Genomic DNA, 20,282 nt, shown 5'->3' on the forward strand with positions numbered 1-20,282 from the left:
TAAAACTTAGAATAAATGAGAACAAAATATAACATATTAAATGGGCTGATTTGTATACTAGGTCTATTTAGTTTGATCACAATTGAATCCTGTAAAAAGGAAGATCAGAAATTCCAACTAACAGATGGGAGCCCAACAATTCGTTATGTTCGATTGCCCGATGTAAACGTTAGTGATTCATTATTGACGAGTGCCTTTTTAGGTAATAGTATTGCTATCGTTGGGGAGAACCTTACATCCGTGTCCGAAATATGGTTTAATGATCAAAAAGGCATTCTGAACACCAGTTTCGTTACAGATAATGTAATTATAGTTTCTGTGCCCCAACAGATTCCCGAAGCGGTCACAGATAAAATATATTTCATCAATAAGTCGAAAACAGATACAATCGGCTTTGGATTTAATATTTTGGTACCAGCTCCCGCTGTAGTAGAAATGGAATGCGAATATGTCAAAGCTGGAGATGTGGCGACAATACGTGGAAATTATTTTCTACCAGTGGCTGGATCAGATAATCCTACGGTCATCTTTACACCGAATATTAAAGCAACACAAATTGTATCGCATACGCCAAATGAAATAAAAGTTGTAGTTCCTGCTGGGGCTACTGAAGGTTCAGTAGCTGTAGAATCAAGGTATGGATCAACACGATCAACATTTCATTTCAGAGATACGCGGGGCATGATTACAAATTATGATGCAGATTTTCCTATAGTTAATAGTTGGGGGAGGGCAGGAAGATTGGAGGAAGATCCGACTTATTCTTTGTCTGGGAAATATTTAAAACTTTCAGGCTCATTTAGTGATCCAGGTGAATGGACGGTGGGTAGTGAAGCTGAAGCATTAAGTCATTATTGGGGCAATGAAAATGGACATACTGATAATTTATTCACTTCAGATCCTGCTGCATCAGTATTGAAGTTTGAGGCAAATGTTCCAGTCAAATGGAGTGCTGTCGGACTATCTCTGATATTTGCGGGAGCAGGCACGACAAATGGTCCTCTTTATGAAGACGCAAAGCCAAGAGGTATTTGGATGCCTTGGAGAAATACAGGCGAGTATCAGACGAGTGGATGGGTAACTGTGTCAATACCCATTTCAGAATTTAAATATAATGGTGCTGCCACAGCATTGAGTGATCTACCAGAAGCATACAATAATCTCAATATATACTTAGGTAATAGAGGTTTACCGTATGTTGGTACAGCCTGTGACCCAGTAATATTAATAGACAATGTCCGTGTAGTTCCACAATAGGGATTTTATTAAATAAATAAGATTATGTTACATACTATAAAATACGGTCTTTCAAACAGCATTTTAGCTTTGCTTACACTATTTACGCTACTGTTTATTGCCTGCGAAAAGGATGAAGTAAATGTTGATACCGTCCAATTGGAGGTTTTTGGACCATCGCCAGTACTTAGAGGAGGAGAAATACGATTTATTGGAAATAATTTAGATAAAGTTACTGCTGTAGTGCTTACAGGAGGTTTAGAAATTACAGAAATTCAGCGCTTAGGTAAAGAAGAAATACGTATTCAAATACCTCAAAATGCTCAGCCAGGTCTTATATCTTTAAAACATGCTGATGGCGAAATAAGTACGAAGACACCTTTGACCTTTTCAGAACCCATCAGTATTAGTAAAATTAGCCCGACTACCGTAAAAGCAGGAGATGTTTTGGTCATTGAAGGAGATTATTTGAATCTTATAAATGAAGTGATTTTCACACAAGATGCGGTTGTAAGTGCAGCGGATTTCAAGAGTCGTACACGTGCCAAAATCGAAGTTGTCGTACCTAAGGAAGCTAAAAGTGGTAAAATAAGTGTTTCTAATGGAATGGAAATTCCAATTGTAGTTTTTTCGGAAGCAGAATTGAATGTAACACTTCCTACTTTAATTTCAATAGCTCCAAACCCAATAAAACCTGAGCAAGAATTAACTATTAAAGGCACGAACTTTCAATTGGTCGAAAGTATTATTTTTCATGAAGACTTGAAGGTTAGTGCATTTACCGTAAATCCAGCAAATACTGAGATAAAGGTGAAAGTTCCCGAAATGGTGAAAGAGGGTTTAGTCAAGTTAGTTACTTTTTCTGGCATCGAAGTGGAATCCGCTGAATTGAAATTAATAGGACCAACTATTTCACAAATTTCATCTAATCCAGTTAAAAACGGATCGAGCTTGAAAATTGACGGTTCAAACTTAGATTTAGTTACTACTATTATTTTTGAAGGGGATAAAGAAGGTATGATTACTTTACAGTCTGCTACATCTATTACTGTTACTGTACCGATGGATGCGAAATCGGGAGCTGTAGTACTGAATACGAATTCGGGTAAGACGGCAACTACTATTGTGAATATGGTATTGCCTACTTTAAGTTCTTTTAGCCCTACCACGTTAATGGCAGGTGCGACTATTACCATTACAGGAACGAATCTGGATCTAGTTCGTAGTGTAATATTTGGAGGAAATCAAACTGTGGCAAATATTGTCGCAAACTCACCAACTACTATTCGCATAAATGTACCTGTTGCTGCAGAATCTGGAGTTATAAAATTAATTACTTCGAATGGTGCAGAGGTAACATCGGCTTCGAGTTTGATCGTTACTTCGCCTAATATTCCAGTGATTACAAGAATAACAAGTCCTGTGAAGCCGGGTGAAATGCTCCGAATTGAAGGAACGAAGTTACATTTAGTAGAAAGCGTTTACTTTCAAAATAATGTAAAAGCTACTCAATATGGTTCACGAAGCGAAACTTTAATACACGTATATGTACCAGCCAATGCTGCTAAAGGAAATGTAACATTGAAATTGGTGACTTTTGATGGTACAGAAGTAACATCACCTTCATTTGTAATATCAGGTACTGATCCAGTAGTAGATCCTTCCTATGTATTTTTTGATTTTGATGGTAAAAACTCGTGGTGGGGAAGTTATGGTAGTATAGAAAACCAATCGAGCCTTTCTATGAGTGGAAGCTATTTCCGAATCAACCAGAATTTACCAAGTGGCTGGGCGGATTTCTTTTGGCGAAATAGTCAAAATGATATGAAAGTAGCAGGTGTTACAGTTTCAGAATGGGCAATCAAAATGGATGTAAATGTATTAGGTAATACTACCCAACGATTCAAATTTAGATTAAATGGATCAGATGGTGATTTTTGGGCTATAATTCCTGGGTTTGAAAACAAAGGAGGTTGGTATACCGTTACGATTCCTTTGACAGAATTCAGAGATGGTGAGGGTACCGGTACGAATCGGTTACCGAATGTACAAAACATTACGAATGACTTTGGATTAGCTACAGCTGGAGATGCAGGTTTTGTAAACATGTGTATTGATAATATTCGTTTTGAGAAGATAAAATAATATTTTTTGTGGAGTGATGAAGATCTGATTCACTCCACATTTTTAGAATAGCACAATAGGGTAATAATTTTAGCGTATGCGATTTATTCTCATTCTTTTAATTTATTTAAGTCAGTTTTCATTATCTGGATGTGCCAATTCCGAGCCAGTCAGAGAAAATGGCATTATTCCATTATTGGTCTCTTCTTCCATTGTTAATGGTGCGCAAGATGTTACGTATGGATTACAGACTATAAAATTGAACTTCGATCAGAATATTATCCTAGCTGATAAAGATGCGGTTTTATTAAATGGAATGAAGTTAACTGATGTAGATGCTGCATTCAAAGAACTAAAAATAAATGTGCAATTGATGCATTCTACCACATATGTATTGCAAATTTTGAGTTCTGCTATCAAGGGGCCAACAGGAATATTTGCAGAGGCTATGACTATTACTTTTAATACGATTTCCGAACCACAACAATATATTCAAACCGATTTAGTTACAACCAATGCATCTGCGCAAGCAAAGAATGTATATGGTTTTCTAAGAGAAAATTTCGGTAAAAAATCTATCTCTGGCACTATGGCAAATGTTAGTTGGAATACGAATGAAGCAGAATGGGTATATAAACATACAGGTAAATATCCAGCGTTGAATGGTTTTGACCTTATTCATTTGTACGCTTCTCCAGCTTCATGGATAAATTACAATGATACCAAAGTAATCGAAGACTGGTGGAATGCCAATGGCTTAGTGACTTTGATGTGGCATTGGAATGTGCCTGCAAATGAAGGTAGTTCAAATCATCATTTTTATACAAAGGATACACAATTCGATATTTCCAAAGCAGTGATTGTAGGTACATATGAGCACAAAATAGTTACGGCAGATTTAGAAAAGGCAGCAAATGTATTGCTATTGTTAAAAGATAAAAATATCCCAGTGCTCTGGAGACCTTTACACGAAGCGGCAGGTAAATGGTTTTGGTGGGGAGCAAAAGATGCAAGTTCTTATAAGAAATTATGGATAATGATGTTTAATTATTTTAAATCTAGAGAATTAAATAATCTTATTTGGGTTTGGACATCAGAGACAAATGACGAGGATTGGTATCCTGGTAATGCTTATGTAGATATTATTGGATGTGATTTATACAATAAACCAACGTCTTCTTCAGTGTCAACAATTTATAATTATATCAACGCAAAATATCCGAATAAAATTATAGCATTAAGTGAGTTTGGTACGCTCTCAGATTTCACACCACAATGGGAGAGTGGATCTACATGGTCATGGATAATGCCTTGGTATGATTATGATCGAACTGCGGATGCTCTATCCAATAGTTTTAACGAAAAATCACATATGCATGCAAACATTGATTATTGGAACAGACTATGGAGTAATGAATATGTATTGACACGAGACCAAATGCCAAATTTAAAATAATATAATACCCATCCTAATTATGAAAATTATTCGATTTATTACCTTAATGTTGTCCATTATATTATTTGCACAGATATCTTGTGCTAAAGATTTGGATGATGACCAGGCAGTTGCACTTGCTAAAAACTTCGTAGATAAAAATGGACATTTATCAGTTAAAGGAATTCAACTCGTAAACCAACAAGGAGATCCAATCATGTTGCGCGGAGTGAGCTTGGGTTGGCACAACTGGTGGCCTAGATTTTATAATTCAGAAACTATTTCTTGGCTTAGTAAAGATTGGAATTGCAACTTGGTTCGCGCAGCAATCGGTGTAGAACCTGATGGGGCATTTTTAAAAAATCCAGCATTTGCATATGAGAAATTGTATACGGTTATTGATGCCGCGATACAAAATGGTATGTATGTAATTGTGGATTGGCATAGTCATCATATTTATACGGATGAAGCTATTGATTTTTTTAAAATAGTAGCTACAAAATATAAAGGAATACCAAATCTGCTCTATGAAATATACAATGAGCCCGAGAAGGACAGTTGGGAAGATGTCAAAGCTTACTCAGAAAAAGTAATCAATGCTATTCGAGGTATTGATCGGTCAGCAATTATATTGGTTGGAAGCCCACACTGGTGCCAAGATATTCATATTGTAGCCGATAATCCTATTATGGGACACACAAACATCATGTATACGGTGCATTTTTATGCGGCTACACATAAACAGTTTTTACGCGATAGAGCAGATTATGCGCTAAATAAGCAAATCCCAATTTTCGTTTCTGAATGCGCCGGAATGGAAGCTACTGGTGATGGTCCGTTAGATATGGAGGAATGGAATGTATGGCAATCATGGATGAATAAAAATAGTATAAGCTGGGTTGGATGGTCATTGGCCGATAAAAATGAAACCTGCTCTATGATTACTAATACAAGCTCTCCAACGAGTAAATGGATTGAAAGCGATTTAAAACCGTGGGGTAAACTTATTAGAGAAACCTTAAGAAGTATCAAATAATTGTTTTTATTTCAAAAATTAGGTAATTGTATTTACATACGATCAAGCTTTGGTATGTCCTTGAACACGGATAAACTTTAGAAAATTAACATGAAGGAGTTATTTCAGAAAAGATTTGAGGTTTTAACCAGAAATCATGAACTTCTATTAAATAGGAAAAATGAACCAGTTTTTCCAGGGAACGGGGTTTTTGAACGGTACAAATATCCCATTCTTACAGCAGAACACACACCGTTATTTTGGAGATATGATTTAGATGAAAATCAAAACCCTTATTTAATGGAAAGATTCGGTATAAATGGAACATTCAATGCTGGGGCAATAAAGTGGAATAACAAATATCTAGTTGTCGTACGCGTAGAAGGGAATGATCGGAAATCGTTTTTTGCAATTGCCGAAAGTGATAATGGAGTAGATAGTTTTAAGTTTTGGAATTATCCTATTACATTCCCTGAGGCGGATAATCCGGAGACCAATATATACGATATGCGAATAACTGCACATGATGACGGTTGGGTATATGGCATATTTTGTGCAGAAAGAAAAGATACAACAGCATCACCTGAAGATTTTTCCTCTGCAGTGGCGTCTGCGGGAATTGTTCGAACAAAGGATTTAATAAACTGGGAAAGGCTACCTGATATTAAATCTAGAAGTCAACAACGAAATGTAGTGTTGCACCCAGAATTTGTCGAAGGTAAATATGCACTCTACACAAGACCACAAGATAGTTTTATAGATGCAGGTAGTGGTGGTGGGATTGGATGGACTTTGGTAGATTCTTTGTACGATGTCTCTATAGAACATGAAATTATTATAAATCACCGCTTCTACCATACTATCAAAGAATTAAAGAATGGGGAAGGCCCAGCTCCCTTGAAAACTGAAAGAGGTTGGTTGCACTTAGCGCATGGGGTGCGTGCTTGTGCAGCAGGCTTACGCTATGTTTTATATCTTTATTTAACAGATTTAACAAACCCAACGGTAATGAGAGCCGAACCAGGAGGATATTTTATGGCTCCACAAGACGATGAACGAATAGGAGATGTGTCAAATGTGCTTTTTTCTAACGGATGGATTGCAGATGACGATGGTAAAGTTTATATTTACTATGCATCTAGTGATACACGTATGCATGTAGCCGTATCTTCTGTCGATCGCCTATTAGATTACTGTCTAAATACTCCGCCCGATGGTTACAGATCAGCTACATCTATACAGCAATTAAGCCAATTGATATCCAATAATCTGGAGCAATAGCTTTCTGACCAACAAAAACTGTTATTAAATGATTTCTGAAAAGGTAACCCTAAAAGAGAAGATAGGTTATGGTTTTGGTGATGCCGCATCTTCTATGTTTTGGAAGCTGTTCGGCATGTACCTCATGTTTTTCTATACTGACGTATTTGGTTTAGAGGCGCAAGTAGTGGGTACCATGTTTTTAATTACCAGAGTCTGGGATTCTCTCTTTGACCCTATTATAGGTGTGATAGCAGATAGAACGAAGTCCAAATGGGGTAAGTTTCGACCTTATTTATTGTATGTCGCAGTGCCATTTGGAGTCATTGGTGTTTTCACGTTTTATACACCTTCATTTAATGATTCAGGGAAAATTATTTATGCCTATGCTACTTATTCTTTGATGATGATGGTGTATTCGGTAATCAATGTGCCTTATGCATCTTTGTTAGGGGTCATGAGCTCATCACCGAAAACTAGAAGTGTTCTGGCGACCTATCGAATGACATTTGCTTATCTCGGGAGTTTTGTGACTTTACTATTTTTCAATCCGCTAGTGAGCTATTTTAGCGATAATGATATTGAGTCATCCAATCAGCAATACGGCTGGGTAATGGCCGCAAGTGTTGTAGCTGTGAGTGCTGTAATTTTGTTTTTTCTCTGTTTTTTGTGGACAAAAGAACGCGTTGTTGCTTTTTCAGATGACCACAGCTCATTAAAGGAAGATGTTAAAAACTTGCTTCGAAACATGCCATGGTGGATTTTACTGGGAGCTGGTGTTTTTACTTTAGTTTTTAATTCTGTTCGGGATGGAGCAGCGCTATATTATTTCAAATATTACGTAGAAGAAGATCTGTTTGATCATATTAAGATTTTTCAAATTCCATTTGTATTAAGTGGTTTGTACTTCTCGATCGGACAGTTAGCCAATTTAGTAGGTGTCATTATAGCAGCGCCATTAAGTAATCGTATAGGAAAGAAAAATACTTTTATTGGAAGTATGCTTATCGCATTCATGGGAAGTATATTTTTCTACTGGATACCAAGAGACGGTGTTTTTGAAATATTCACACTACAGATTCTAATTAGTTGTTGTGCTGGTATTGTATTTCCATTATTATGGTCTATGTATGCAGATTGTGTAGATTATTCGGAATATAAAACGGGACGACGTGCAACAGGTTTGATATTTAGCTCTTCTTCTATGAGTCAAAAATTAGGCTGGGCATTCGGATCGGCTTTGACAGGATGGCTATTGGGCTATTTTGGATTTCAAGCCAACACTATACAGTCAGATGATACGTTAAACGGCATACGTATGTTTTTGAGTTTTTTTCCAGCCATTGGGGCATTATTATCTGCAATTTTTGTGTTTTTTTATCCATTAGATGAAGCTCGTGTAATTGTTATTTCAGAAAACCTTAGTCTCAAAAGAAATCAGACATAGTTTAATAATTATTTAGTGAATGATTAATTATCAAATTTAGTTTAGAAACTATTGTTAAAAAATAGGTTCAACAATAATAGCGTCAGCTTTATAGCAAAATTCAAATTAAAAGATAAAGAATACTTAAATGGTATGTATTTTATCATAAACAAAAAAAGGTTATTCAAATAAATGAATAACCTTTTTGAAATATCTTAAGCGGTCTGGACGGGACTCGAACCCGCGACCCCATGCGTGACAGGCATGTATTCTAACCAGCTGAACTACCAGACCTAAGATTTTTAGTTGTTGTATTTAAAAAGAATTTTAGCGGTCTGGACGGGACTCGAACCCGCGACCCCATGCGTGACAGGCATGTATTCTAACCAGCTGAACTACCAGACCTAAAATCTTTTTTAATGCTTTTAAAGAACGATTGAAATCTTCGAAATAATTTGGCGGTCTGGACGGGACTCGAACCCGCGACCCCATGCGTGACAGGCATGTATTCTAACCAGCTGAACTACCAGACCAAAATTATTTTCAATATTTTTCAGAACGTTGAAAGAACTTTTTCTTTCTTCTTGTTGCGGTCTGGACGGGACTCGAACCCGCGACCCCATGCGTGACAGGCATGTATTCTAACCAGCTGAACTACCAGACCTAAACCCTTCATCTGAGAAGGTGTGCAAATATAGGGCTGTTTTGCGTAAAAACAAACTTTTTTTGCAAAAAAATTAGTCTACAGCACCATCTTTCATCTTCTCTGCATTCTCTGCAAACTGCAATGCATCGATAATGTCCTGAATATCACCGTCCATAATAGCCGTAAGATTATACATCGTCAAACCAATTCTATGTTCAGTTACACGACCTTGTGGGTAATTATATGTACGAACTTTCGCTGAACGGTCTCCAGAAGATACCAAAGTCTTACGTTTAGCAGCGATATCACCATTCTTTTTATTCAATTCGATCTCGTAAAGTTTGTTACGAAGCATCTCCATCGCTAATTCGCGGTTCGCCAATTGCGAACGTTCTACTTGACAAACGACAACAATACCAGTTGGTTTATGCGTCAATTGTACTTTTGTTTCTACTTTATTTACGTTTTGACCACCAGCACCACCAGAACGTGACGTTTGTAATTCGATATCTCCAGGATTCAACTCTACATCGACTTCTTCTGCTTCAGGTAATACCGCTACAGATGCAGCAGATGTGTGTACACGACCCTGTGTCTCGGTGTCTGGGACACGTTGCACACGGTGTACACCCGATTCATATTTCAATTGTCCATAAACATCTTCACCAATGACTTTCAAGATTACTTCTTTATAACCACCAGAAGTACCTTCCGTCACATCCATTACTTCATTACGCCATCCTTTTTTCTCAAAATAACGTGTGTACATACGGTATAAATCTCCAGCAAAAATAGCTGCTTCATCACCTCCAGTACCACCACGAATTTCAATAATAGCGTTTTTAGCGTCTTCAGGATCTTTAGGGATCAACATTAGACGAATTTCTTCCTCTTTTTCCTCTTTTTGCGCATACAGCATATCCTGCTCTTCTTTTGCCATTTCACGCAACTCTTGATCCTTCTCATTCAAAAGAATCTCTTTGTTAGCTTCCATATTGCTAACAATATTTCTATAAATATGATATTGATCTACAATTTTGCCCAAGTCTTTGTATTCCTTGTTCAATTTTGCAAAACGTTTCATATCCGAGATGGTTTCTGGATTGCTTAATTCAGCTTCCACTTCTTCCCATCTTTCCTTAATAGCTTGTAATTTTTCTAACATAATTCTAAATTCCACAGGCCTATTTGCCTTTTGGAAAGGCAAAATTACTGAAAATTTATATTAATTGAGCAGGATTTCTTAATGACTTGAAACTGCTTTAAGCCCTACAATAGATGCGATTAAAGTAAAAATGAAGAATATACGCCAAAAGTCAGCGGGTTCTTTGAAAAAAAATATTCCCATCAACACCGTACCTACAGCACCAATACCTGTCCAAACAGCATAAGCTGTTCCGAGTGGCAGAGTTTGAGTTGCTTTAATCAATAAACCCATTGATGCGAATAGACAGACCACAAATCCACCATACCAAGCTAAACTTTCGTTGCCTGTCGCGTCTTTAGCTTTTCCTAGACATGTGGTAAAACCTATTTCAAATAAACCACCTAAAATTAAAAATATCCAATTCATGTTTTTTCCTTTTGTTGTAACACAAAGGTCAGGATTTTAGGAGGAATAACTTTTTACAAATGATAAAAAACTATTTGATATCTGCTCGAATTCGGGACAACGTAACTTGCGTAACGCCAAGGTAAGAGGCGATATAGCCCAGTTTGATGTGATGCAAAAGTTTGGGAGCTTTACGTAGTAAATCAGCATAGCGCTCGGCTGCTGATTTGAAAAGACTTTGCATGAGTCTTTCTTCGATTTTTAGTGTTTCTAATTCCGCTAATTTTCTACCCCAATTTGCAATAGGTAGCGAAGTAGTATACAATTCTTGGAGCTTTGATATAGAAATGCGGTAAATAGAACAATCCGATAAGGTATCTACAATTTCATAAGTGGGTAAGGAATGTATATAACTGTTCAGTGGTAATATGATATCACCTGGAAAGCAAAAGTCTAATACAACTTCTTTTTCTTCTTTCGGGTAAAAGATTCGACAGATTCCTTCTTCAAGGAAATAAATGTATTTGTTAATTTGTTGTTGCTGAATAAGTATATCATTCTTTGCGAGGGAGACTTTCTCTGCTATTGCAATGATTTTATCCATCTCCACATCAGCCAAGGGATAAATAGACGCAAAACCTTTGCTTAGTTCCATTGCTGCAAAGTTAATTTTTCTCCATCCCATACAGCGTACGTGCGATGATTTATCCATTCTCCCAAATTCACGATTTGAGTATTGTCATTTACGATAATATCATATGGAACATGGCGATGGCCATAAATCATAAAATCATAATGTTGCGAATTCAATAATTCTTTGCTGTACTGAATTAGCCATTCTTTATCTTCTCCCAAAAAAGTTTCAGGCGCATTGCTAGAAACACGGCTATGTTTTGACCAACGGGTCGCAATACCAATTCCTAGATTAGGATGTATCCTTGCAAATAACCATTGACAAAGAGAACTTCTAAAAATCTTCTTCAAAAACTTATATTTCGCATCACCAGGACCTAATCCGTCCCCGTGATGGATATAAAAAGACTTGCCATCAAGATTCAATACTAATTCATTATCAATAATCCGTGCATTCAGCTCTTTTTTCAAATACCCAAACATCCACATGTCGTGATTGCCTTTGAAAAAAGTAAGTTTAATGCCTAAATCTGCCAGTTCAGCAAGCTTTCCCAAAAAGCGAATATAACCTTTGGGAATTACAGTTGCATATTCAAACCAGAAATCAAAAATATCACCAACTAAATATAGTTCGATCGCATCATGCTTAATAGCATCTAGCCATTGCACAATAACTTTTTCGCGTTCAGCGGATTTTTCTAAAGGAAAAGCACCTAAGTGAAAATCGGAAGCAAAATATATCTTGTTTCTTGTTTGCATAAGCGGTAAAAATACCGAAATAGCACGTTGATTACAACCCCCTTGGCGCAAACTCATAATATTTAGTAGTTTTGTTTATATAGATGATAAATTATGGTAAGAAATTTAAGTTTAATGTTGTTGGCGACAGCTATAGTCGGCTGTCAATCACAAAATAAAATCGAAGCAGTGAAAGAAATTACGCTAAAACCGTATCCACAGACAGAGAAAGTTGATCAAAAGGACACTTATTTTGGTGTAGAAGTGGAAGACCCTTATCGTTGGTTGGAAGATGATTTGTCCGATAAAACAAAAGCTTGGGTTACAGCTCAAAATGAAGTAACACAAGATTATTTATCTCAAATTCCTTTTCGTGATGCCATCAAATCTCGTTTAGAAACCTTGTGGAATTACGAGAAATTCTCTGCTCCTTATCAAGAGGGAGAGTATATTTATTGGTACAAAAATGATGGACTTCAAAATCAATCGGTATTATACCGTAAAAAAGGCAATAATGACAAGGAAGAGGTATTCTTAGACCCAAATAAATTTTCGACAGATGGAACGACCTCTTTAGCTGGTATTTCTTTTAGTAAGGATGGTTCATTAGTGGCGTATCAACTTTCAGAGGGTGGTTCGGACTGGCGTAAGGTTGTGGTGTTGAAAGCAGATGATAAGTCTGTAGTGGGTGATACATTAATTGATGTCAAATTTTCTGGTTTGGCTTGGCGAGGCAACGAAGGATTTTATTACAGCTCATACGAAAAGCCGAAGGCTGGTTCTGCTTTGTCCGCGATGACGGATGTGCACAAATTGTATTTCCATAAATTAAATACACCACAAAAAGAGGACGAATTGGTCTTTGGTGGCGAAAGTATGAAACGTCGTTATATTGGTGCAGGATTGACTGAGGATGAGCGATTCTTAATAGTAAGTGCAGCGAATACGACTTCAGGAAATGAATTATGGGTGAAAGATTTAAGTATCCCAGATTCAAAATTTGTCACTGTTGTGAATAATATGGATAAGAATCATTATGTCATGGACAATGACGGTAGCAAATTGTTTATTTACACCGAATTAAACGCATCGAATGGTCGTATTGTTACTGTTGATTTTGCGAATCCAACACCTGAAAATTGGACAGATTTAATTCCTGAAACAGATAATGTATTGAGCCCATCGATAGGTGGCGGTAAAATATTCGCTTCTTACTTGAAAGATGCGACTTCATTGGTGAAACAATTTGATCGTAATGGTAAACTAGAGCGTGAAATTGAATTACCAGGTGTAGGAACTGCTTCAGGTTTTGGTGCAAAGAAAGAAGATAAAGATTTGTATTATTCGTTTACTTCGTACATTCATCCAAGCACAATTTACAAGTATGATATTGCTTCGGGAAAATCAGAAATCTACAAAGAATCGGGTGCGAAATTTGATCCTTCGCAATATGAGTCCAAACAAATATTTTATACGTCAAAAGATGGTACAAAAGTTCCGATGATTATTACACACAAAAAGGGTGTAAAATTAGATGGAACAAATCCAACTTTATTATATGCTTATGGCGGATTTAATATCAGTCTCACACCTTCTTTCAGTTTAGCACATACAATTTTGCTAGAGCAAGGTGGTGTATATGCCGTGGCGAATCTTCGCGGAGGTGGTGAGTACGGCGAAAACTGGCATTTAGCAGGTACAAAATTGAAAAAGCAAAATGTCTTTGACGACTTCATTGCGGCAGCAGAATATTTAATCAATGAAAAATATACTTATTCCGAAAAATTAGCAATCGCTGGGGGTTCGAATGGTGGACTTTTAGTTGGTGCTTGCATGACACAGCGACCAGAGTTGTTTAAAGTTGCGTTTCCTGCCGTGGGAGTATTGGATATGTTGCGTTACCATAAGTTTACAGCTGGCGCGGGTTGGGCTTTTGATTATGGCACAGCAGATGATAGCAAAGAGATGTTTGACTATTTGTACAAGTATTCACCTTATCATGCATTAAAACGAAATACTTCGTATCCTGCGACGATGGTCATGACCGCGGATCACGACGACCGTGTGGTTCCAGCACATTCGTTTAAATTTGCAGCTCGTCTTCAAGAGTACCACAAAGGAAGTAATCCAGTATTAATTCGTATTGATACCAAAGCAGGACATGGCGCAGGTAAATCAACAGCCATGCAAATTGAAGAAAATGCAGACCGTTGGGCGTTTATGTTTCAAAATATGGGAGTAGGATATTCTGAAATTAAATAGTGTTAACTTATACAGGGCATGCATAATAAAGGGGCTATATGCAATGTAGATTGGCTATACCGAAATTAAATAGTATTTTAGTAAGGACGACAATTAGTCGTCCTTTTTTATGGTTGAAAAATTAATACAGCATATCCAAAGTATTGTTCCCCTTACAGAAGAAGAGGTAGAAATCGTTCGCGAGCTTGTTAAAGAAAAGGATGTTCCACGTAAAAAATTTCTGCATCAAGCTGGTGAAGTAGCGTCGTATTCTGCTTTTGTAGTGGAAGGATGTTTACGTTCGTACACTGTAGATCGTGACGGTTTTGAACATATTGTGCAATTTGCGCCTGAGAATTGGTGGATTTCGGATATGTATTCTTTGGTGAAAAATAAACCAAGTGAATTGAATATTGACGCTTTATTAGAGAGTAAAGTTTTATTGCTTAGTCGTACTTGTCAAGTTTCTATTTTTGATAGGATTCCAAAGCTCGAACGTTATTTTCGTATTTTGAGTGAAAATGCGTTGGCAGCGAGTAATCAACGCACAATAAATTACCTTAGTCTTACAGCCAAATTACGCTATGAAAAATTCTGTGATTTATATCCTACTTTGATTCATACTATACCACAGAAATCCATTGCTTCTTATATTGGTATTACTCCGGAATTTTTGAGTAAGCTTCGTGCAGAGCGTAATTAATATTTTCTTAATCTAGGTTAAGAATTCTACCGCGATTAGAAGATAACTTTGTAATATCAAATAAGAAAGGGAAATAAAATGAGAACGATAATTCATAAAGCAGATAGTAGAGGATATGCAGATCACGGTTGGTTGAAAAGCTACCACACATTTAGTTTTGCAGGATACAATAATCCGCAGCGTATGCATTTTGGGGCATTGCGCGTATTGAACGATGATTTTGTTGCAGGAGGAAATGGTTTTGGCCGTCATCCGCACAGCAATATGGAAATTATATCTATTCCATTAGAAGGTACGTTGGCACATAGCGATAGCATGGGTAATGAAGGAACAATTCAGCCCAACGAAATTCAGGTGATGAGCGCAGGAACTGGTGTAGCACATAGTGAATTCAATGGAAGTGAAGTTGATCCTGTTAAATTTTTACAAATTTGGTTATTCCCAAATAAAGAAAACGTAACGCCACGATACGATCAAATCAAAATTGATCCGGCTGATCGTAAAAATAAATTGCAACAAGTTATCTCACCAAATCCCGATGACGAAGGTACTTGGATTCACCAAGATGCGTGGTTTCATCTAGCAGATTTGGATGCTGGAAACACTGTTGAATATGTATTAAAAGGAGAAGGAACAGGGGTGTATATTTTCTTATTGGAAGGACAATTGGAAATAGCTAACGAAACTTTGGAGAGAAGAGATGCTATTGGAATTACAGATGTTTCTTCTATAACATTTACAGCGAAAGAAAATGCTTCCGTATTGATCATGGAAGTACCGATGGTGTAATTATTTATTAAAGATAGAAGTAATAGCCTAGCTTTTGACTAGGCTATTTGTTTATAGCACTGTTTGTAATAAAACTGTCCAATTATACTAACTGAAATTTATTCTCTTTTTAAATTTCATATTTTTGTTGAATGATAAAATGTTTTCAAGTTTTATTTTTAGTTCTTTTATGCTGCTCTTATTCAAAGGCTGAGGATATTTCTTTCTCGAAGAATGATTCCTTAATTATAACTTTGGATTCAGCTGAAAATTATCCACGTAATTTTTGGAAGCCGATTAATCTTTCAAAGTCTGATACGACATTGCAAGAATTGATTCCAACACGCAAAAAGCATTTTTGGCGTGCAAGTACAGAATGGTTTTTAGCACAGGCATTTCCAGCGACATTTAATCGTTTTATCACACGTGATCCGTATTCGTATATTTCTTTCCAAAATTTTTTAAATCATCAGCGTATTAGTGCTTGGGATTGGGACGATAATCAATTCACCACAAACCAAATTGATCACCCTTGGCACGGTCAATTATATTTTAATGCTTTCCGAAGCAATGGGTATAATTTTTACCAATCCAGTATCGCTACTGTTGTAGGTAGTTACATCTGGGAGACAGCAGGGGAAACACAGCATCCTTCGATAAATGATTTGGTAAACACGACTTTTGGCGGTGTGATTTTGGGAGAAATGACACATCGCGTCTCGCGTAATATATTGTCCCGCAGCAAACATGGGCATAATATGATAGGGAACGAGATTGTTGCATTGCTGGTTAATCCTGTGAATAGTTTGAATAGACTATTGGATGGGAAATGGGGTAAGAAGATTGATGATTATTATGCTGTAGATTCTTCACATATCAGTGCTGAATTTGATATGGGATTTCGTCATTTTGATGCTAGGGAAGGTGATTTTTTAGAAAAGGGCAAGAATTCAATATATAGTAGATTAAGGTTTCATTACAGCAATGGTGACCACAATTACAAAGGGCCCTTTGATGAGTTTCATGTGAATTTGGAAGTAGGGAATGGGGATAGTACGTTTATTAATGCTGTCAATGTACATGCCTTGTTAAGTGGAGCACAGTTTTTCAAGTCGAGGCGAGGGGAACATTTTGGTACATTGAATGCACATTATGACTTCTACAATAATGATGCATTTTTCTACGGTGCGCAAAGTTTAGTGTATAACTGGAACTCACAATTTAGATATAAGAAAAATAATCGGTTGAACTTAAGTGTGGGGGCAGGAGCAGTCGTACTTGCTGCGGTGCCTGACCCTTATTTACTGTATGGCGACAGTCGAAATTACAACTACGGTTCAGGAGCATCTTATCGTTTTCGTGGGGAATTGAGTTTGTTGAATCGTTTGATGGTAACAGGTGATTATAACGGTGGTTATTTTCATACCATAAGTGGCAATGAATCATATTATATATTGCATACCACTACACTAGAAGCAAGTTTAAGATTGTTTAGTCGGTTTTCCTTAAATGTCGCTTCTGGTTATTTTGCTTTAGAAGGACATTTTAAAGAAGATAAATACCCAGATTTTCAGCGGGAGTTTCCATTTGGAAGAATATCTGTAGGTTATAATATTCAATTTTAGATTATATTTCGTGAATTAATGATTTTCACTTAATTTAATGAGATTAATTATTATCTCGAACTATCTAAATTATTATGACTAAATCAAATTATTTCATTCTATTAATTTTCTTACTTATTTCAAATTCTCTGCATGCACAAGAAGTGGGGGCTTCTGAAGAAGAAAGTTTACTTGAAAAATCATTCTCTTCTATTCGATTATCTGCATTTTATCCTGGATTGGAATATAATTACGAAAGCCGCTTACATTCGAAGTCTACTTTTGAATTTAGTATCGGAGGGATTTCTGGATATAAGGAGAATGGAGAATTCGAAAATATGGACTTAATAGAATTCAAAAGATATTATATATCTCCAACTGTTTCATTAGGATATAAATATTATTATACATTGTCAAGTCGTAAGGAAAAAGGGAAAGATATATCTTCTAATGCAGGAGACTATTTTGGTGTATCGTTAGTGAATTCCCTTAATGGGTTAATATTTGAAGAAAAAAAATATACACAGAATGCTGTGTTGGGTATGAATGTGATAGAAGAAAATTTTAAGAAAAATTATACAGATTGGAGTTATGTCTTATCTATTGTACCAAAATATGGATTAAACAGAAATTGGAGTAATAAAATGGGTTTTAATTTCGAAATCGGTCCTCAGCTGTATATCTTGAATAGCGAGTATAGGGATGTTCGTTTCGATTTATTCGTACAATTGGGAATTTATTTAAAACTTTAATATACTATGGAGCATTATGCATATTGCATGTGCTCCATCACTTTACCAAAAATGCGAATATCCTTAACTACTTTAAAGCCAATTCTTTCGTATAAGCGTTTGGCAGCTGGATTATCTTTATCCACCAAAAGTCCCAAAACTTTCTTCTGTTTGACGACAACCTCGTCAATTGCATATTGTATTAATTGTTTACCAATTCCTTTTCCTTGCGTGTTGGGGCTTACTGCAAGAGTGTCGATATATATTTCTCCTGCTTCGGTTTCATTCTCTGCCCAGTAATCTACATCTCGATCGGCTTTAATTTTATCCCAAATAGGTTGACGCAATTCTTGTAATTTAGCTCCATCATATATGGAAATTTGTCCTAGAATTTCATTATTTTCTTCTGCTACATAAATATTTTGATACGAATATTGGTTATTCTCTTGTGCTACAAAATGCGCTAAGAAAGCATTTGCCTTCTCTATATTTTCTTCACCTATAAATTGATAGGTAATCTCAAGCATAGCAAGATTCATTAATTTTGCGATTTTATCTGCTTCAAATTTAAGTGCTGGACGTATGATCATGGCTTATTAATAAAAAAGGTTAGCAAAATAATTTGCTAACCTTTTACATTCAAAAAATCAATATAAATATTATTTTTCTAATTCTTGGAATTTATCGTAATCGATAGCTTCTGTGTTGATTTTCACAGTTGATTTCAAGTGATCGAATACTTTCAAAGCTTTTACTTCTTCGAATAAACGATTAGCTTGCTCTCTGTCTGACAACAATTGAAGTGCAAATTGACCTAATTGCTCATCAGTAGGCTCTTCGTTGATGTTGTACATTTTGATTTGACCGTAGATACGCTCTTTCGCTAAATCAACTACCTCATCGTATTTAACTTCTAAATTGTTAGCTGTAACGATACGGTTTTCGATGATCGTCCATTTCAAGTTGCTTACGAAGTCAGCAAAACCTTCTTCGATTTCTTCTCCAGACAAGTTAGGATTTGTAGCTTTTAACCATCTTTTCAAAAACTCTTCTGGGAATTTTACGTCAACTTTATCCATACCGAAAGTATACATATCGTTACGTAATTTTTGAGCTGAGTTTTGTTTGAATAAGTTTTCAACTTCTTCTTTTACTTTCGCGTTGAATTGCTCTTCAGTCGTTACTTCATCCGCAGCGAATAATTTATCGAAAAACTCTTGGTTCAAATCAGACTCTTCAAGACGGTTGATATTTTTAACTGTCAATTCGAAATCAGTTACGTCCAATTCAGCAACTTCTTCTTCAGTGATAGCCAAGATACGTGCTAAATCAGCAGAGTTAAATGCTTTTTTAACATCAATTTTTACAACGTCGTCTTTTTTAAGACCTACTAATGATGCTTTAATAGCTTCATCTTCGATAATATCTGTACGAACTGAAGTAGTTTGCTCGATACCTTCTTCTTTATCTTGTTTCAATGTAGCGTATAATACGTCACCTGCTTCAGATACTTCTGGGTTCGTCATTTTGCCATAGCTACGACGTAAGTTTTTAATACGCTCTGCTAAAGTCGCTTCATCAGCTTTGATGTCGTACTCTGTAAATTCAGTTTCTGCTGTGAAAGGAACTTCGAATTCTGGAGCCAAACCAATTTCATAATTGAAACTGAATGTATCTTTGAAATCCCAGTTGTAATTGGCATCATCACCTTCTACTGGAAGGGGTTGACCCAATACTTCCAATTTTTGTTCTGTGATATATGCTGAAATTTTGTCGTTTACTACGCGATTGATCTCGTCAAGTAGAATTGATTTACCATAAGTACGTCTGATGTGACCTACAGGTACCAACCCTGGACGGAATCCTGGTAATTTTGCTTTTTTAGCTTGATCTTTAATCGCTTTGTCAACTGCCGGATTATAATCTTCTGGTGCTAAATCAACGGTAATTTTAGCGTTGATGTCGTCGATTTTCTGATGTGAAATATTCATACTTGTTAAGCGTTATTTTCGCATTATAAAAAAAATCCTCCCGATGCATTTTGTTCGGGAGGATATCAAGTGCGGAAGAAGGGACTCGAACCCCCACGCCTCGCGGCGCCAGATCCTAAGTCTGGTGCGGCTACCAATTACGCCACTTCCGCAGTTAGGATTTTTTTATTGTGTCACAA

Annotated in this window: 17 protein-coding genes and 5 tRNA genes; 11 read left to right on the plus strand and 11 right to left on the minus strand. The window is 36.4% G+C overall.

The genetic code is table 11. The annotated features are described in order from the left end of the window. The first annotated feature begins 15 nt into the window (after window positions 1–15). From GOQ16_RS02850 to GOQ16_RS02875, 6 genes are all read left to right on the plus strand, one after another. Complete coding sequence (locus GOQ16_RS02850) at window positions 16–1,257, plus strand: glycan-binding surface protein (RefSeq protein ID WP_160067709.1); 1,242 nt, start codon at window positions 16–18, stop codon at window positions 1,255–1,257. A gap of 24 nt (window positions 1,258–1,281) precedes the next feature. Further along, window positions 1,282–3,381, plus strand: a complete 2,100-nt coding sequence (locus GOQ16_RS02855) for a glycan-binding surface protein (protein WP_160067711.1) — start codon at window positions 1,282–1,284, stop codon at window positions 3,379–3,381. A 76-nt stretch (window positions 3,382–3,457) separates the two neighbouring features. Continuing rightward, complete coding sequence (locus GOQ16_RS02860) at window positions 3,458–4,816, plus strand: glycosyl hydrolase (protein ID WP_160067713.1); 1,359 nt, start codon at window positions 3,458–3,460, stop codon at window positions 4,814–4,816. 19 nt (window positions 4,817–4,835) lie between these two features. Further along, window positions 4,836–5,831, plus strand: a complete 996-nt coding sequence (locus GOQ16_RS02865; RefSeq protein WP_204987409.1) for a glycoside hydrolase family 5 protein — start codon at window positions 4,836–4,838, stop codon at window positions 5,829–5,831. A gap of 90 nt (window positions 5,832–5,921) precedes the next feature. Then, on the plus strand, window positions 5,922–7,091 hold the full coding sequence (locus GOQ16_RS02870) for a glycoside hydrolase family 130 protein (RefSeq protein ID WP_160067715.1): 1,170 nt from the start codon (window positions 5,922–5,924) through the stop codon (window positions 7,089–7,091). 28 nt (window positions 7,092–7,119) lie between these two features. Next, window positions 7,120–8,517, plus strand: coding sequence for an MFS transporter (locus GOQ16_RS02875; RefSeq protein WP_160067717.1), 1,398 nt, complete (start codon window positions 7,120–7,122; stop codon window positions 8,515–8,517). A 199-nt stretch (window positions 8,518–8,716) separates the two neighbouring features. On the opposite strand, the gene GOQ16_RS02880 is transcribed toward GOQ16_RS02875, so the two are convergent. The 8 genes from GOQ16_RS02880 to GOQ16_RS02915 all read right to left on the minus strand — a co-directional run bounded on the left by GOQ16_RS02880 (window position 8,717) and on the right by GOQ16_RS02915 (window position 12,086). Beyond that, a tRNA-Asp gene (locus GOQ16_RS02880) sits at window positions 8,717–8,790 on the minus strand. A gap of 37 nt (window positions 8,791–8,827) precedes the next feature. Continuing rightward, window positions 8,828–8,901, minus strand: a tRNA-Asp gene (locus GOQ16_RS02885). A 51-nt stretch (window positions 8,902–8,952) separates the two neighbouring features. Then, window positions 8,953–9,029: transfer RNA gene (locus GOQ16_RS02890), tRNA-Asp, on the minus strand. A gap of 57 nt (window positions 9,030–9,086) precedes the next feature. Next, window positions 9,087–9,160: transfer RNA gene (locus tag GOQ16_RS02895), tRNA-Asp, on the minus strand. Window positions 9,161–9,233: 73 nt separating this feature from the next. Further along, window positions 9,234–10,307, minus strand: coding sequence for a peptide chain release factor 1 (prfA, locus tag GOQ16_RS02900; protein WP_149915098.1), 1,074 nt, complete (start codon window positions 10,305–10,307; stop codon window positions 9,234–9,236). Between the two features lie 78 nt (window positions 10,308–10,385). Beyond that, window positions 10,386–10,715, minus strand: a complete 330-nt coding sequence (locus tag GOQ16_RS02905; protein ID WP_149915097.1) for a DMT family transporter — start codon at window positions 10,713–10,715, stop codon at window positions 10,386–10,388. A gap of 70 nt (window positions 10,716–10,785) precedes the next feature. Continuing rightward, window positions 10,786–11,349, minus strand: coding sequence for a Crp/Fnr family transcriptional regulator (locus GOQ16_RS02910; protein ID WP_160067719.1), 564 nt, complete (start codon window positions 11,347–11,349; stop codon window positions 10,786–10,788). Further along, the gene (locus GOQ16_RS02915) at window positions 11,340–12,086 is read right to left on the minus strand and encodes a UDP-2,3-diacylglucosamine diphosphatase (RefSeq protein WP_160067867.1); all 747 of its coding nucleotides are present in this window, start codon (window positions 12,084–12,086) and stop codon (window positions 11,340–11,342) included. The genes GOQ16_RS02910 and GOQ16_RS02915 overlap by 10 nt, the downstream gene beginning before the upstream one ends. Before the next feature lie 93 nt (window positions 12,087–12,179). Between GOQ16_RS02915 and GOQ16_RS02920 the strand changes: the two genes are divergently transcribed. From GOQ16_RS02920 to GOQ16_RS02940, 5 genes are all read left to right on the plus strand, one after another. Further along, window positions 12,180–14,327, plus strand: coding sequence for a prolyl oligopeptidase family serine peptidase (locus GOQ16_RS02920; RefSeq protein WP_160067721.1), 2,148 nt, complete (start codon window positions 12,180–12,182; stop codon window positions 14,325–14,327). A 109-nt stretch (window positions 14,328–14,436) separates the two neighbouring features. Beyond that, window positions 14,437–15,009: a Crp/Fnr family transcriptional regulator gene (locus tag GOQ16_RS02925; RefSeq protein ID WP_149915094.1), complete on the plus strand. Its 573-nt coding sequence runs from the start codon at window positions 14,437–14,439 to the stop codon at window positions 15,007–15,009. A gap of 78 nt (window positions 15,010–15,087) precedes the next feature. After that, the gene (locus GOQ16_RS02930) at window positions 15,088–15,798 is read left to right on the plus strand and encodes a pirin family protein (RefSeq protein ID WP_160067723.1); all 711 of its coding nucleotides are present in this window, start codon (window positions 15,088–15,090) and stop codon (window positions 15,796–15,798) included. 233 nt (window positions 15,799–16,031) lie between these two features. Beyond that, window positions 16,032–17,402, plus strand: a complete 1,371-nt coding sequence (locus tag GOQ16_RS02935; protein WP_160067725.1) for a DUF3943 domain-containing protein — start codon at window positions 16,032–16,034, stop codon at window positions 17,400–17,402. A 74-nt stretch (window positions 17,403–17,476) separates the two neighbouring features. Then, window positions 17,477–18,133, plus strand: a complete 657-nt coding sequence (locus GOQ16_RS02940) for a hypothetical protein (protein WP_160067727.1) — start codon at window positions 17,477–17,479, stop codon at window positions 18,131–18,133. Between the two features lie 14 nt (window positions 18,134–18,147). Here the strand turns inward: GOQ16_RS02940 and GOQ16_RS02945 are convergent, their stop codons facing one another. The 3 genes from GOQ16_RS02945 to GOQ16_RS02955 form a co-directional block, all read right to left on the minus strand. Next, a complete protein-coding gene (locus GOQ16_RS02945) occupies window positions 18,148–18,702 on the minus strand; it encodes a GNAT family N-acetyltransferase (RefSeq protein ID WP_160067729.1) in 555 nt (184 codons plus the stop codon). 69 nt (window positions 18,703–18,771) lie between these two features. After that, on the minus strand, window positions 18,772–20,103 hold the full coding sequence (locus GOQ16_RS02950; RefSeq protein WP_160067731.1) for a trigger factor: 1,332 nt from the start codon (window positions 20,101–20,103) through the stop codon (window positions 18,772–18,774). A gap of 70 nt (window positions 20,104–20,173) precedes the next feature. Beyond that, window positions 20,174–20,255, minus strand: a tRNA-Leu gene (locus tag GOQ16_RS02955). Window positions 20,256–20,282 lie beyond the last annotated feature (27 nt).

The organism is Sphingobacterium bovisgrunnientis (genome assembly GCF_009829085.1).
Taxonomy (GTDB): Bacteria; Bacteroidota; Bacteroidia; order Sphingobacteriales; family Sphingobacteriaceae; genus Sphingobacterium; species Sphingobacterium bovisgrunnientis.

Coding starts and splice junctions, on each gene's coding strand:
- GOQ16_RS02850 (WP_160067709.1), top strand. CDS start 16: ATGAGAACAAAATATAACATATTAAATGGGCTGATTTGTATACTAGGT.
- GOQ16_RS02950 (WP_160067731.1), bottom strand. CDS start 20,103: ATGAATATTTCACATCAGAAAATCGACGACATCAACGCTAAAATTACC.
- GOQ16_RS02870 (WP_160067715.1), top strand. CDS start 5,922: ATGAAGGAGTTATTTCAGAAAAGATTTGAGGTTTTAACCAGAAATCAT.
- GOQ16_RS02910 (WP_160067719.1), bottom strand. CDS start 11,349: ATGGAACTAAGCAAAGGTTTTGCGTCTATTTATCCCTTGGCTGATGTG.
- GOQ16_RS02905 (WP_149915097.1), bottom strand. CDS start 10,715: ATGAATTGGATATTTTTAATTTTAGGTGGTTTATTTGAAATAGGTTTT.
- GOQ16_RS02860 (WP_160067713.1), top strand. CDS start 3,458: ATGCGATTTATTCTCATTCTTTTAATTTATTTAAGTCAGTTTTCATTA.
- GOQ16_RS02945 (WP_160067729.1), bottom strand. CDS start 18,702: ATGATCATACGTCCAGCACTTAAATTTGAAGCAGATAAAATCGCAAAA.
- GOQ16_RS02925 (WP_149915094.1), top strand. CDS start 14,437: ATGGTTGAAAAATTAATACAGCATATCCAAAGTATTGTTCCCCTTACA.
- GOQ16_RS02855 (WP_160067711.1), top strand. CDS start 1,282: ATGTTACATACTATAAAATACGGTCTTTCAAACAGCATTTTAGCTTTG.
- prfA (WP_149915098.1), bottom strand. CDS start 10,307: ATGTTAGAAAAATTACAAGCTATTAAGGAAAGATGGGAAGAAGTGGAA.
- GOQ16_RS02920 (WP_160067721.1), top strand. CDS start 12,180: ATGGTAAGAAATTTAAGTTTAATGTTGTTGGCGACAGCTATAGTCGGC.
- GOQ16_RS02865 (WP_204987409.1), top strand. CDS start 4,836: ATGAAAATTATTCGATTTATTACCTTAATGTTGTCCATTATATTATTT.
- GOQ16_RS02930 (WP_160067723.1), top strand. CDS start 15,088: ATGAGAACGATAATTCATAAAGCAGATAGTAGAGGATATGCAGATCAC.
- GOQ16_RS02940 (WP_160067727.1), top strand. CDS start 17,477: ATGACTAAATCAAATTATTTCATTCTATTAATTTTCTTACTTATTTCA.
- GOQ16_RS02875 (WP_160067717.1), top strand. CDS start 7,120: ATGATTTCTGAAAAGGTAACCCTAAAAGAGAAGATAGGTTATGGTTTT.
- GOQ16_RS02915 (WP_160067867.1), bottom strand. CDS start 12,086: ATGCAAACAAGAAACAAGATATATTTTGCTTCCGATTTTCACTTAGGT.